Annotated in this window: 13 protein-coding genes; 11 read left to right on the top strand and 2 right to left on the bottom strand. The window is 63.6% G+C overall.

The window, feature by feature from the left end; translation table 11 throughout:
- The first annotated feature begins 11 nt into the window (after positions 1 to 11).
- Together C666_RS03000 and C666_RS02995 are read left to right on the top strand one after the other, a co-directional pair.
- Positions 12 to 965, top strand: coding sequence for a branched-chain amino acid ABC transporter permease (locus tag C666_RS03000; RefSeq protein ID WP_004333570.1), 954 nt, complete (start codon positions 12 to 14; stop codon positions 963 to 965).
- Positions 966 to 1,240: 275 nt separating this feature from the next.
- Positions 1,241 to 1,747: a MarR family winged helix-turn-helix transcriptional regulator gene (locus C666_RS02995; protein WP_004333568.1), complete on the top strand. Its 507-nt coding sequence runs from the start codon at positions 1,241 to 1,243 to the stop codon at positions 1,745 to 1,747.
- Between the two features lie 146 nt (positions 1,748 to 1,893).
- Here C666_RS02995 and C666_RS02990 read toward each other — a convergent pair whose 3' ends face one another.
- On the bottom strand, positions 1,894 to 2,703 hold the full coding sequence (locus C666_RS02990; protein ID WP_004333566.1) for an outer membrane protein assembly factor BamD: 810 nt from the start codon (positions 2,701 to 2,703) through the stop codon (positions 1,894 to 1,896).
- A 13-nt stretch (positions 2,704 to 2,716) separates the two neighbouring features.
- Between C666_RS02990 and rluD the strand changes: the two genes are divergently transcribed.
- Entirely contained in the window at positions 2,717 to 3,673 is a 957-nt protein-coding gene (gene rluD / locus C666_RS02985; RefSeq protein ID WP_245603888.1) for a 23S rRNA pseudouridine(1911/1915/1917) synthase RluD, read from the top strand.
- Positions 3,670 to 4,464: a peptidoglycan editing factor PgeF gene (pgeF, locus tag C666_RS02980; RefSeq protein ID WP_051019863.1), complete on the top strand. Its 795-nt coding sequence runs from the start codon at positions 3,670 to 3,672 to the stop codon at positions 4,462 to 4,464. Before rluD ends, pgeF begins: the two co-directional genes overlap by 4 nt.
- 18 nt (positions 4,465 to 4,482) lie before the next feature.
- On the opposite strand, the gene C666_RS02975 is transcribed toward pgeF, so the two are convergent.
- Positions 4,483 to 4,698: a hypothetical protein gene (locus C666_RS02975; protein ID WP_028791998.1), complete on the bottom strand. Its 216-nt coding sequence runs from the start codon at positions 4,696 to 4,698 to the stop codon at positions 4,483 to 4,485.
- A gap of 104 nt (positions 4,699 to 4,802) precedes the next feature.
- On the opposite strand from C666_RS02975, the gene C666_RS02970 reads away from it, so the two are divergent.
- The 7 genes from C666_RS02970 to C666_RS02940 all read left to right on the top strand — a co-directional run bounded on the left by C666_RS02970 (position 4,803) and on the right by C666_RS02940 (position 13,085).
- A complete protein-coding gene (locus C666_RS02970) occupies positions 4,803 to 6,548 on the top strand; it encodes a PHA/PHB synthase family protein (protein WP_004333538.1) in 1,746 nt (581 codons plus the stop codon).
- A gap of 105 nt (positions 6,549 to 6,653) precedes the next feature.
- Complete coding sequence (gene phbB, locus C666_RS02965; RefSeq protein WP_004333536.1) at positions 6,654 to 7,394, top strand: acetoacetyl-CoA reductase; 741 nt, start codon at positions 6,654 to 6,656, stop codon at positions 7,392 to 7,394.
- A gap of 309 nt (positions 7,395 to 7,703) precedes the next feature.
- On the top strand, positions 7,704 to 8,444 hold the full coding sequence (locus tag C666_RS02960) for a beta-ketoacyl-ACP reductase (protein ID WP_004333534.1): 741 nt from the start codon (positions 7,704 to 7,706) through the stop codon (positions 8,442 to 8,444).
- A gap of 131 nt (positions 8,445 to 8,575) precedes the next feature.
- Positions 8,576 to 9,175, top strand: a complete 600-nt coding sequence (gene phaR, locus C666_RS02955) for a polyhydroxyalkanoate synthesis repressor PhaR (RefSeq protein ID WP_004333532.1) — start codon at positions 8,576 to 8,578, stop codon at positions 9,173 to 9,175.
- Between the two features lie 58 nt (positions 9,176 to 9,233).
- Positions 9,234 to 10,565, top strand: a complete 1,332-nt coding sequence (gene rimO, locus C666_RS02950; protein WP_004333530.1) for a 30S ribosomal protein S12 methylthiotransferase RimO — start codon at positions 9,234 to 9,236, stop codon at positions 10,563 to 10,565.
- 30 nt (positions 10,566 to 10,595) lie between these two features.
- Positions 10,596 to 11,576, top strand: a complete 981-nt coding sequence (gene rssA / locus C666_RS02945; RefSeq protein WP_004333528.1) for a patatin-like phospholipase RssA — start codon at positions 10,596 to 10,598, stop codon at positions 11,574 to 11,576.
- A 63-nt stretch (positions 11,577 to 11,639) separates the two neighbouring features.
- Positions 11,640 to 13,085 (top strand): FAD-binding oxidoreductase, encoded by a 1,446-nt coding sequence (locus tag C666_RS02940; protein WP_038000181.1) that lies wholly within the window; start codon positions 11,640 to 11,642, stop codon positions 13,083 to 13,085.
- Positions 13,086 to 13,124: the final 39 nt, after the last annotated feature.

The following is a 13,124-nucleotide window of genomic DNA, read 5'->3' as shown; positions in this document are numbered from 1 at the left end:
GGGAAAGACGCATGAACAACACGAATTCGATGTTTGCCCGGGCCATGCCGCTGTTGCTCGGCGCGCTGTTCGTGATCGGGCTGGTGGCGCCGTTCGCGGTGTATCCCACCTTTCTGATGAAGATCCTGTGCTTCGGGCTGTTCGCCTGCGCGTTCAATCTGCTGCTGGGCTTCGTCGGGCTGTTGTCCTTCGGCCACGCGGCCTTTCTCGGCACCGCCGGGTACATCTGCGGCATGCTGGTGCGCGACGCAGGCGTCACGCCCGAGGTCGGCATCGTCGGCGGCACGCTGGCCGCGGGGGCGCTGGGCTGGGTGTTCGGTGTGCTGGCCATCCGGCGTACCGGCATCTACTTCGCGATGATCACGCTCGCGCTGTCGCAGATGGTGTATTTCATCGTGCTGCAGTGGAAGGCGACCGGCGGCGAGGACGGCCTGCAGGGGGTGCCGCGCGGCCACCTGTTCGGTGTCATCGACCTGTCGAACAACCTCGCGATGTACTACCTGGTGTTCGCGGTGTTCTGCATCGGCTTCGCGATCATCTACCGCACCATCCATTCGCCTTTCGGCCAGATCCTGAAGGCGATCCGCGAGAACGAGCCGCGCGCGATCTCGCTGGGCTACGACGTGGCGAAGTTCAAGCTGCTGGCCTTCGTGCTGTCGGCCTCGCTCGCCGGTCTGGCGGGGGCGACCAAGACGCTGGTGTTCCAGCTCGCATCGCTGACCGACGTGCATTGGCACATGTCGGGCGAGGTCGTGCTGATGACGCTGCTCGGCGGCCTGGGCACCATCCTCGGCCCGCTCGTCGGCGCCGCCACCATCGTGTCGCTGCAAAGCGAGCTGGCCGACACGGTGGGGTCCTGGGTCACCGTCATCATGGGCGTGATCTTCGTCATCTGCGTGCTGCTGTTCCGCCGCGGCATCGTCGGCGAGCTGCAGGCGCTCATCCAGAGGGCGGGCATCCGTTGAGCGCTTTTTCCGCCGGGGTCCATTCCGTCAAGTAGTAGCACGAACAGCGGGGCGGCTGCATCAGGCAGCCGCCCCGCTGTTCGTCGGGATCCAGGACGCTGGAGGTTGGAGCACGATCCGGGGAATGGGCTGGTTGCGTGCGTGCAGCATGATGCGGCGATGCGACATCTGCATCATGCGCGAGGGGGGCGATACCGCTACCATTCGGGCATGGGCTGTCATGAAGTAATTTTGACAATATTGATTCAGGCAAATATAGTTGGAGCAAGATTCAAATGGCGGAAACGCAGCAGCAGAAGACAAAAAAACCCGCATCTCCGGCGACCCCGCTGTCTGTCCTTCAGCGCTTCAGGGTCCTGATCCGTACGGCCCAGCGGCATTCCCAGTGGATCGAACGCCAGAGCGGCGTAACGGGGGCGCAGTTGTGGGTTTTGCAGGAACTGGTCGAAGTGCCGGGGCTGCGTGTCGGAGAGTTGGCCAACCGGATGGCGCTGCATCAGTCGACGGCTTCCAACATGGTCGATCGCCTCGAGACGAGCGGTCTGATCCGCAAGGAACGCACCAGTGCCGATCAGCGCGTAGTCCGTCTGTACCTGACCGAGGAAGGCATGGCCTTGCTGGGGCGTGCGCCGTCACCGGCGAGAGGCGTCCTGGTCGAGGGGCTTCGCCTTCTCGATCCGGACGAGTTGAAGTGCCTGCAGGGCGAACTGGACCGCTTGTTGTTGCAGATTCGCGACCTGGATGAAGGCTTCGGCATGCAGCCGCTGCCTTTTACGGAATGAGTTTCACTGTGTCGGGGGGTTGGTGCCCGGATGCAGACAGCAGCTTGAGCGGCCCGAGGGCCGCTCTTTTTTTGGCACTGCCAAAAAATGCCCCCCGATGATGTGCCCGCATTGCAGCAAGCGAGGGGGGCCGTTGGCTTACTTGCTTACCACAGCTGCCACCAGGGCTTGTCGCTCTCCGGGCCGCCGGAGAAATAGACGCTGTCCGGGAAGTTCGTGCGCATTACCCGGTCTGCGTCGTCGCGCAGTTGGGCCATGCCGAGCGCGTCATAGCTCTTCACCAGCAGGAACAGGGCTTCTTCGTTGGCCGGCGCCTGCGGGAAATTGGTGACCGCGGTCTGGGCGCGGTTGATTGCGGCGACATAGGCGCCACGGTTGTAGTAATAGCGTGCAACGTGAACCTCATGCGCGGCCAGCGAGTTCACCAGGTATTGCATGCGGGCGCGGGAGTCGTCCGCGTAGCGGCTTTCCGGGAAGCGCGCGACGAGATCGCGGAAGCTGTCGAAGGCCTCGTGCGCCCCCTTGGGGTCGCGTTCGGACAGATCCTGGCGCGAGAGGCCGGCGAGCAGGCCGAGGTCTTCGTTGAAGTTCACCAGCCCCTTCAGGTAGTAGACGTAGTCGACGTTGGGGTGGTTGGGGTGCAGCTTGATGAAACGGTCCGCCGCGGCCAGCGCAAGCGCTTGTTCGTCCTGCTTGTAGTAGGCGTAGGCGACCTCGATCTGCGCCTGCTGCGCGTAGCGGCCGTAGGGGTAGCGCGCCTCGAGCTTTTCGAACATCTGGATCGCGCGGTCGTAGGCGCCTTCGGACATCGAGGTCTTGGCCTCGGAGTAGAGCCGCTGAGCGTTCCAGCCGGTCGTCTCGTCGATCTGTTCGGGCAGCAGACCGCAGCCGCCGAGCACCAGCGCGCCGATCAGCGCTGCTTTTCCCGCTACACTTCCAAGGGTGAACCTGGCCATCGAAAAAACTCGCGTGAATGAACGCGTAGATTATATAGCAGCGGACGAGCCGAACTCGCCCGTCGTGCTGACGATTCCTGCGGACTTGGCCGGCTTGCGTCTCGATCAGGCGCTTGCCCGGCTTTTTCCTGAGCATTCCCGCAGTCGTTTGCAGACCTGGTTGAGGGATGGGCGCATCCGGGTCGATGGCGTGTCTCCCGATGCGCGCTGCAAGGTGTGCGGCGGCGAACGCGTCGAGCTCGATTCGGCGCCCGTTCCCGCTCCCGGCACGGAACTGCCCGAGGATATCCCGCTGCAGGTGGTGTTCGAGGATGCGCATCTGCTGGTGATCGACAAGCCGGCCGGGTTGGTCGTACATCCGGGCAGCGGCAACTGGAGCGGGACCCTGCTCAATGCGCTGCTGCATCATGCGCCGGGGGTGGCGGAGGTGCCGCGGGCGGGCATCGTGCACAGGCTGGACAAGGATACCAGCGGCCTGTTGGTGGTCGCGAAGACCTTGCAAGCGCAGACCGATCTGGTGCGTCAATTGCAGGCACGTACCGTCAAGCGCCATTACTGGGCGCTGGTGCAGGGGGTGCTGCATGCGGGGGGCACCGTCGATGCGCCGATCGGGCGGCATCCGACCCAGCGCGTACGCATGGCAGTGGTCGGCAACGGACGTCCGGCAGTCACCCATTACTCGGTGGCCGAGCGTTTTGCCAAGACGACGCTGGTCGAGTGCAGGCTCGAAACGGGGCGCACGCATCAGATCCGGGTGCACATGGCGCATATCGGCCATGCGCTGGTGGGCGATCCGGTCTATGGCGGACGGCGTCCGCCCGCGCCTGCGTGCGAAGGCTTTGCGCGTCAGGCATTGCATGCGTTCCGGCTCGGGCTGGTGCATCCGGCCAGCGGGCAGTTCATGCAATGGGAAGCGCCGATGGCCGCAGATCTTGCAGCCTTGCTGCAGCGTGTCAGGGAGAGCGCATGAGAGCCGTTCCCGGTGTGGACCTTTGCGGCGTGCTTCGGCCCGACTGGACGACGCCCGCCAACGTCCGGGCCTTGCTGACCACGCGCGCCGGCGGCTGCAGCCTTGCCCCGTATGACGGATTCAACCTGGCGAAGCATGTCGGCGACGTGCCTGCAGCGGTTGCGCGCAATCGCGCCATGCTGCGCGAGCTGCTGCCGGCCGAGCCGGTGTGGCTGTCGCAGGTGCATGGCTGCGCAGTTGCCGATGCCGCAGTGGCGGATGGTGTGCTGGTCGCCGATGCGGTGGTGGCGCGCGAGCCGGGGCGCGTCTGCGTCGTCATGACGGCCGACTGCCTGCCCGTGCTGCTGTGTGATGACGATGGCTCGGTGGTCGCGGCGGCGCATGCGGGGTGGCGGGGGCTGGCCGGCGGCGTGCTCGAAGCAACGATCGAGCGCATGGCGGTTGCGCCGGGCAGGCTTCGGGCTTGGCTGGGGCCGGCGATCGGGCCGGACTGCTTCGAGGTCGGAGACGAGGTGCGCGAGGTCTTCGTATCCCGCGATCCGGAGGCAGCAGACGCATTCGTCGCTGCGCCGGCACAGGGGAAATGGATGGCGGATCTGTTCGCGCTGGCGCGCCGCCGCCTGAAAGCCGCGGGTGTGGGCCATGTCGAGGGCGGCGGTGTGTGCACCGTGCGGGATCCGGAGCGCTTCTATTCCTATCGGCGCGACGGGCGTACGGGGCGCTTTGCGTCCATCGTCTGGCTTGAGCCGGCGCCGGACTCCGCTTGCCGCGGGCTTCGGGGGATGGTTTGAGTGCAGAAAGCGCGGTCGCTATTGATCGGCGTCGGATTCGGCTCTATCGTTGAGTCCACTCGCTTCCCGCTCGCGCTGACGCCGTCGCCGAGTCGGTGTTCCGAACAACCAGAAGAACAGCGCCATGGGGGCAAGGCCATAAAAAATGAAGGTCAGCACGCCGCCCACGGCCGTGTTTTCGGTAATGGCCGCAAGCAGTGCGACATAGAGCCAGGCGATTGCGATCAGGTACATGGGGGCCATTCTACCGTTCCGATCGTTCCGGGCTGGCAAACACTAACGAACAAGATGAACCCGGGTGCAGGTGGTTCTGCGGCCTGCGGATAGAGGAGGTAGGGATGTCGGATTCCGAGGGAAACCAGTCGGCGGCGGGCATGCAGGCGATGTTGGCAGCAGGTCAGGCCATGGCGCAGAATTTCTTCGATGCACTGGCCAAGCAGCATGTGGCGATGCAGGATTCCTCGGGCGTCGCCGTGCCCAAGCTGCCGATGCCGGAGTCCGCCGAAATGGCGCGCATGCAGCAGATCTTCGCCGAAAAGCACGTGGCGCTGTGGTCTTCGATGCTCGGGCGCAAGCAGGGTGTAGCGGCCGAGCCGGTGGTCCAGGTCGAGCCGGGCGATCGCCGCTTCACCGCCCCTGAATGGTCCGAGAGCCCGGTGTTCGACTATGTCCGCCAGGCCTACTTGCTGAACGCCGGCTTTCTCAAGGAAATGGCCGAGGCGCTGCCGATCGCGGACGGGCGCGCGAAGTCGCGAATCCAGTTCCTGACCCGTCAGTACATCGAGGCGTTGGCGCCGACCAATTTTGCCGCGACCAATCCCGAGTTCATCAAGACCGCAATCGAGACCAAGGGCGAGAGCATTTCGCGTGGTGTGCGCAACATGCTCGGCGATCTCGAAAAGGGACGCATCTCGATGACCGACGATGCCGCTTTCGAGGTCGGGCGCAACCTGGCGCTCACGCCGGGTGCGGTGATCTTCGAGAATGAGCTGATGCAGTTGATCCAGTACGCGCCGCTGACCGACAAGGTCGCCCAGACGCCGTTGCTGATCGTTCCTCCGTGCATCAACAAGTTCTACATCATGGATCTCCAGCCGGAGAACTCCCTGGTGCGCTTCATCGTCGAGCAGGGCTTCACCGTCTTTCTCGTGTCGTGGAAGAATCCGCGGCCGGAGACTGATGGCCATTACGCTTGGGACGACTATCTCGACAAAGGGCCGCTCAAGGCGCTCGAGGTGGTGCGTTCCGTGACGCGGGTCAAGAAACCGAATGTGCTCGGCTTCTGCGTCGGCGGCACTCTGCTCACGTCGGCGCTGGCGGTTGCGCGCGCGCGCGGCGAGGAGCCGGTCGCCAGCCTTACGCTGATGACGACCCTGCTCGATTTTGCCGATGCCGGCGAACTCGGTTGCCTCGTCGACGAGGCGAGCGTCACGGCCCGCGAGGCGGCGATCGGCAAGGGCGGGGTGCTGCGCGGGCAGGAGCTGGCAAACGTGTTTTCGTCGCTGCGTGCGAACGATCTGGTCTGGCAGTACGTCGTCGGCAATTACCTGAAGGGCAATACGCCCCAGGCTTTCGACCTGCTGTACTGGAATTCCGACTCCACCAACCTGCCAGGTCCTTTCCTGACGTGGTATCTGCGCAACATGTACCTGGAGAACAATCTGCGCGTGCCGGGCAAGCTCAAGATGCTGGGCGAGAAGATCGATCTGGGCAAGGTGGACATGCCGGCCTATCTGCTGGCTGCGCGCGAGGACCACATCGTGCCGTGGAAGAGCGCTTATCTGGCGCGAAATCTGTTGGGCGGCGAGACGAACTTCGTGCTCGGCGCCAGCGGCCACATCGCGGGCGCGATCAATCCGGCCTCCAAGAATCGTCGCAGCTACTGGACGTCGAGCGCCGGGCCGGCCGATCCGGACGAATGGCTGGAGCAGGCGGGCGAGCAGAAGGGCAGTTGGTGGCTGCACTGGATCGAGTGGCTGGGCCAGTATGGTGGCAAGCAGGTGGCCGCGCGCGGCCGTCTGGGCAGCACCAAGTACGAACCGATCGAGCCTGCGCCGGGGCGCTACGTCAAGGAGCGTGCCTGAGCGGCAGGTTTCGCCGATCAACGGGACCGCAGTGAGTGGGGAGGGCGCTGCCCGGTCCATGTTCCACCCGCCCCCATAAGAACCCATTAGGGAGAGGAGAGATTTATGTCTAGAGTTGCACTGGTCACCGGTGGCATGGGCGGTCTGGGCGAGGCGATCTGCATCAAGCTCGCGGCGCTGGGCTACAGGGTCGTCACCACGCATTCGCCCGGCAACACCAAGGCGGCCGAATGGCTGCAAACGATGAACAACATGGGCTACGGGTTCAAGGCTTATCCGTGTGACGTGGCGGATTTCGATTCGGCGAAGGCCTGCGTCGCGCAGGTGACGGCGGAGGTCGGCCCGGTGGATGTGCTGGTCAACAACGCCGGCATCACCCGTGACATGACCTTCAAGAAGATGACCAAGGCCGACTGGGATGCGGTCATCGGCACGAACCTTGACTCGGTGTTCAACATGACCAAGCAGGTCATGGATGGCATGATCGAACGCAAATGGGGGCGTGTCATCAACGTGTCGTCGGTGAACGGTCAGAAGGGCGCCTTCGGCCAGACCAACTATTCTGCCGCCAAGGCCGGCATGCACGGCTTCACCAAGGCGCTGGCACTGGAAGTGGCGCGCAATGGGGTGACGGTCAACACCATCTCGCCGGGTTACATCGGTACCAAGATGGTGATGGCGATTCCGCAGGAGATTCTCGACTCCAAGATACTGCCGCAGATTCCCGTGTCCCGCTTGGGCAAGCCGGAAGAGATCGCGGGCCTGGTCGCCTATCTGTCTTCGGAAGAGGCCGCGTTCGTGACCGGCGCCAACATTTCCATCAACGGCGGCCAGCACATGTTCTGATCGTCTGCATTGCAGAGCGGGAAGGCGGCACGTCCTTCGGAGGGCGTGCCGTTTTTTTCGCCGCCGGGCCGCCCCAAGATGAAAGGCACCCCCTTGGGGAAGCGAGTTCGCGCAGCGGATGAGCGTGGGGGCATTTTTTGCGATGCACTATTCCGGGGCGTATTGCGATGCAGCAAGATTTGTCGGCAGTAGCTATAATGCAAAGGCCAAGCAGCTGACGCGCTGCCGCAAAACGCCGAGGATCCCATCCGGATCGTGGTTTCGCGATGGTTTTCTCGGTCTCGAAAATAGATCCAGAAGGATTTCAAGATGTCGCAGAAAATCGCTCTCGTCACCGGCGCCATGGGTGGTCTCGGCACCGCGATTTGTCAATCGCTGGCCAAGGACGGACTGAAGGTCGTTGCGAACTGCCTGCCCAACTTCGAGCAGAAGGACGCTTGGCTTGCCGCTCAACGCGACTTGGGGTTCGATTTCGTTGCCGCCGAAGGTGACGTCTCCAACTACGAATCCTGCGCCGCAATGGTCGCCAAGATCGAGGCTGAAGTCGGCCCGATCGACGTACTGGTCAACAACGCCGGCATCACTCGCGACAAGTTCTTCCCGAAGATGGAGAAGGGCCAGTGGGATGCCGTGATCAACACCAACCTCAACAGCCTGTTCAATGTCACCCACCACGTGTCCGCCAAGATGGCCGAGCGCGGCTGGGGCCGCATCGTGAACATCTCTTCGGTCAATGGCGTCAAGGGCCAGGCTGGTCAGACCAACTATTCCACCGCCAAGGCCGGCGTGCTGGGCTTCACGAAGGCGCTGGCTGCCGAGCTCGCCACCAAGGGCGTGACGGTCAATGCGATCGCCCCGGGCTATATCGGTACCGACATGGTCATGGCCATTCGTGACGACATCCGCCAGGGCATCATCGACACCGTGCCGATGAAGCGCCTCGGACGTCCGGACGAGATCGGCGACCTGTGTGCCTACCTGGCCTCCGACAAGGCCGCCTACATCACCGGCGCCACCATCAACATCAACGGTGGCCTGCACATGTGCTGATGTTGCACCGTGCCATGCGTGAAATCACGAAACCCCGTCGAATGGCGGGGTTTCGTTTTCGCAGCGCGATATAATCATATTTGACATTCAAGAGCGGAGAGCGGATTGGCCACCGCCGAGGAGATGGGGAAATGCCCGAGCAGTCGCGCCTGATCAAGAAGTATCCGAACCGCCGTCTGTATGACACGCGGACCAGTTCGTACATCACGCTTGCGGACGTCAAGGAGCTCGTCCTCAATCACGAGGAGTTCCAGGTCGTCGATGCCAAGACCGGCGAGGATCTGACCCGAAGCATCCTGCTGCAGATCATTCTCGAGGAAGAGGCGGGCGGGGCGCCGATGTTCACCAGCGATCTGCTGGCCCACATGATCCGCTTCTATGGCAATGCCATGCAGGGCATGATGGGCAAGTATCTTGAGAGCAACATCAAGGCTTTCACCGAGATGCAGGGCAAGCTGCAGGACCAGGCGCGCTCGATCTACGGTGAGAACAGCCCGGTCGGACAGGATTTGTGGGCGCAGTTCCTCAATTTCCAGGGGCCCGCGCTGCAGAGCATGATGGGTGCCTACGTCGATCAGTCGAAAAAGATGTTCGAGCAGATGCAGGAGCAGCTCGAAAGTCAGACGCGCAACATGTTCACCGGTTTCAAGTTTCCGACTTACGGCGTGCAGGGTGAAGAAGTTTCTCCTTCCGCCAAATCTTCTTCCGACAAGAGCGGCTCGCACAAGTAAGCTCGTGTAGGATTGCCGCCCCTGGCAAGCACGCCGACCCCGACAGGCCATTCAGCGCATGACCATTTTCAAGACCCCGGACCTGCCGCGTGTCGGCTTCGTATCGCTGGGCTGTCCGAAGGCGACAGTCGATTCCGAGCACATCCTGACGCGCCTGCGTGCCGAAGGCTATGCCATCACGGGTTCGTATGACGATGCCGATCTCGTCGTCGTCAATACCTGTGGCTTCATCGATGCTGCGGTCGAGGAGTCGCTCGACGCCATCGGCGAAGCATTGAGCGAGAACGGCAAGGTCATCGTGACCGGCTGTCTGGGGGCGAAGGACGACGTCGTGCTGGCTGCCCATCCGCAGGTTCTGGCCGTCACCGGCCCGCATGCCGCGGAAGAGGTCATGCATGCGGTGCATAAGCACTTGCCCAAGCCGCACGATCCCTTCTCCGACCTGGTGCCGCCGCAGGGTATTCGCCTGACGCCGCAGCATTACGCTTACCTGAAGATATCCGAGGGCTGTAACCACCGCTGCACCTTCTGCATCATTCCATCGATGCGGGGCGATCTCGTCAGCCGCCCGATCCATGAGGTGATGCGTGAAGCCGAAGCCCTGGCCGCGTCCGGCGTCAAGGAGATCCTAGTGATCTCGCAGGACACCTCGGCCTATGGCGTCGACGTCAAGTACCGTACCGGTTTCTGGGGCGGCAAGCCGCTCAAGACCAGGCTCTACGATCTTGCGAAAGCGCTGGGCGAACTGGGAATCTGGATTCGCATGCACTACGTGTATCCGTACCCGAGTGTGGATGACCTGATTCCGCTGATGGCGGAAGGCAAGATCCTGCCCTACCTCGACGTGCCCTTTCAGCATGCGAGTCCGCGTGTCCTGAAGGCAATGAAGCGGCCTGCCAATGCCGAGAATGTGCTCGAGCGCGTGCGCAAGTGGCGCAGCATCTGCCCGGAGCTGACCATCCGTTCGACCTTCATTACCGGTTTTCCGGGCGAAACCGAGGAAGATTTCGAGATGTTGTTGAATTTCCTCGAAGAGGCCCAGCTCGATCGTGTCGGTGCCTTTGCCTATTCTCCGGTGGAAGGTGCGGCGGCCAACCAACTGGAAGGCGCGGTTCCTGATGAGGTGCGCGAGGAGCGCCGCGCGCGCCTGATGGATTTCCAGGAAGACATTTCCACCCAGCGCCTCGAGGCAAGGATCGGGCGCGAGATGACGGTCCTGGTCGACGACCTCGACGAGGAGGGCGCGCTCGCTCGATCGCCGGGCGATGCGCCCGAGATCGATGGTCTGGTGGTCATCCCGGATGCCGAAGGGCTTGAACCGGGTGACTTCGTCCGTGTGCGCATCACGGATTGCGATGTCCACGATCTCTACGCCGAACGGCTCGACTGACGCAGCCGCTGGTGCCGAGGCGGGGGCGTCATGAACGGCCCGGCGCTGCTGGCACCGGGCGATCGCCGCGTTTCGCCGGGCCATCGGCGCGAGCCGGTCATCGGCCTTGCGCTGGGGAGCGGTGCCGCGCGTGGATGGGCTCATCTCGGTGTGCTGCGCGCCCTGGCGGCGGAGGGGGTCGTGCCCGAAGTTATATGCGGTTGCTCGATCGGCGCTTTTGTCGGTGCCGCGGCGGCTTCGGGTGATCTCGACAAGCTGACCCAGTGGGCGGAAACGCTCAAGTGGCAGGACGTGGTTTCCCTGCTGGATGTATCGCTGCGAGGCGGCCTGATCAAGGGCGACAAGCTCATCGGTTTCTTCCAGCGCAATTTCGTCGATCGCGAGTTTTCCGAACTCGATACCCGTTTCGCCTGCGTCGCAACCGAACTGACGAGCGGACGCGAAGTCTGGCTGCAGGAGGGGAGCGTTTCGGCGGCGGTGCGTGCCTCGATCGCGCTTCCCGGGCTGATGACGCCCGTCATGCACGGCGGGCGCCTGCTGGTGGATGGCGGGCTGGTGAACCCCGTTCCGGTATCCTTGTGCCGTGCGATGGGGGCCGACATCGTGATTGCCGTCGATCTGGGGTCCGACATGGTTGGCCGGGCATTTCATCGTGCGGCGATCGAGCCGACGCCCTCGGAGGAAACCGAGGCCGGCTGGACGGAACGCCTGTTGTCGCGCTTCGGTTTCGGGGGCGGGGATGAGTCCGCCGTGCCGCGGCCAGCGTCCTCCAACGGTGAGGTGCAGCCCTCTCTGGTGTCCGTCATCAGTTCGAGCCTCAACATCATGCAGGTGCGCATCGCGCGCAGCCGCCTTGCCGGTGAGCCGGCCGACGTCATGATTTCGCCCCGTGTCGGCCAGCTCGGATTGATGGACTATCATCGTGCCGCCGAAGCACTGGCCGAAGGCGAGGCTGCGGTGATGCGCATGCGGCCCTTGCTGCGCTACGTGCTCGGGCATGATTCAGACTGAACATGGCTGGGTGGTCGGAGGCGCAGTTCGCGCAACGCGCAATGCAATACGAGGGGCTTGACCGTGGATGACTTCATTCGGGGTTTGTGCCAAGCGGTCGGTGGCAGTCATGTGCTCACCGATGCGAAGGAGATGGCCCCGTATCTGAGCGACTGGCGTGGCCGCTATCATGGTGCCGCGTGTGCCGTCGTCCGTCCGGGAACGACGCAGGAGGTGGCTGCCGTCGTCCGGCTGTGTGCCGCTGCCGGGGTGCCCATGGTGCCCCAGGGAGGCAATACCGGCCTGTGCGGCGGGGCGACGCCGGATGGCGGCGGACGTGCGGTGGTCCTGAGCCTCGGGCGGCTTGATCGCGTCCGGGCGGTGGATGCCGATAACAACACCATCATGATCGAGGCGGGGTGTACCCTGGCAGGCCTGCAACAGGCTGCGATTGCCGCCGATCGGTTTTTCCCTCTGTCGCTCGCATCCGAAGGAAGCTGCACGGTCGGCGGCAATCTATCGACGAACGCAGGCGGTGTGCAGGTCCTGCGCTACGGCAACATGCGCGAGCTGACCCTCGGGCTCGAGGCCGTTCTGCCCGATGGCCGCATCTGGAACGGCCTGCGCGGGCTGCGAAAGGACAATACCGGCTATGACCTGAAGCAGCTCTTCATCGGTGCGGAAGGGACGCTGGGCTTCATTACCGCAGCGGTGCTGAAGCTGTTTCCCGCCATCCGCCAGCGCGCTACTGCGTGGGTTGCCGTGCCGGATCCCGGTGCGGCCGTCCGGCTGCTCGGGATGATGCGCGCCGTTTGCAGTGATCGGGTGACGGCCTTCGAACTCATCGGCGGCACCGCGCTCGGCCTGGTGCTGCAGCACATCCCGGGTGCGCGCCCTCCGTTGCAGGCCGGGGGCGAATGGAGCGTGCTGGTGGAGCTGTCGGATAGTGCCTGCAATGCGGAACTCGACACCGAACTTGAACGGGCGTTGACGCTGGCGAGCGAGCAGGGGCTGGTCGGCGACGCCGTGGTCGCAGGCAATCTCGCCCAGGCGGAAGCCCTGTGGGCGCTACGCGAGAACATCTCCGAGGCGCAGCGGATCGAAGGCATCAGCATCAAGCACGACATCGCCATTCCGGTGAGCCGTATTCCCGCGTTCCTGGAGCGCGCGCGTGCGGCCTTGCAGCACGCCTGGCCGGATGTTCGCATCGTCGCGTTCGGCCATATCGGGGATGGCAACCTGCATTACAACCTGTCGAAGCCGGCGGCGGCGGACAATCGGAAGTTCATTTCTCGCACGCCCGAGGTCAATCGCATCGTGCATGATCTCGTGGCCGGGTTCGACGGCTCGATTTCCGCCGAGCACGGACTGGGGCAGTTGAAGCGTGATGAACTCCTGCGCTACAAATCGGTTGTGGAGATGGATATGATGAGGGCGGTCAAGCAGGCGCTGGACCCGCATGGCCTGATGAATCCCGGGAAGGTGCTGGCTCCGGTCCGGCCGGAGAGCAGGGGTGATGCAGAAACTTGAAAACAGGTGTTTACAGGCCGGGACATGGGTCCTATAATG

The organism is Thauera linaloolentis 47Lol = DSM 12138 (genome assembly GCF_000310205.1).
Classification (GTDB): Bacteria; Pseudomonadota; Gammaproteobacteria; order Burkholderiales; family Rhodocyclaceae; genus Thauera; species Thauera linaloolentis.
Note: the sequence above shows the minus strand (reverse complement) of the source record. Positions and strands in the feature narration are given on the sequence as shown.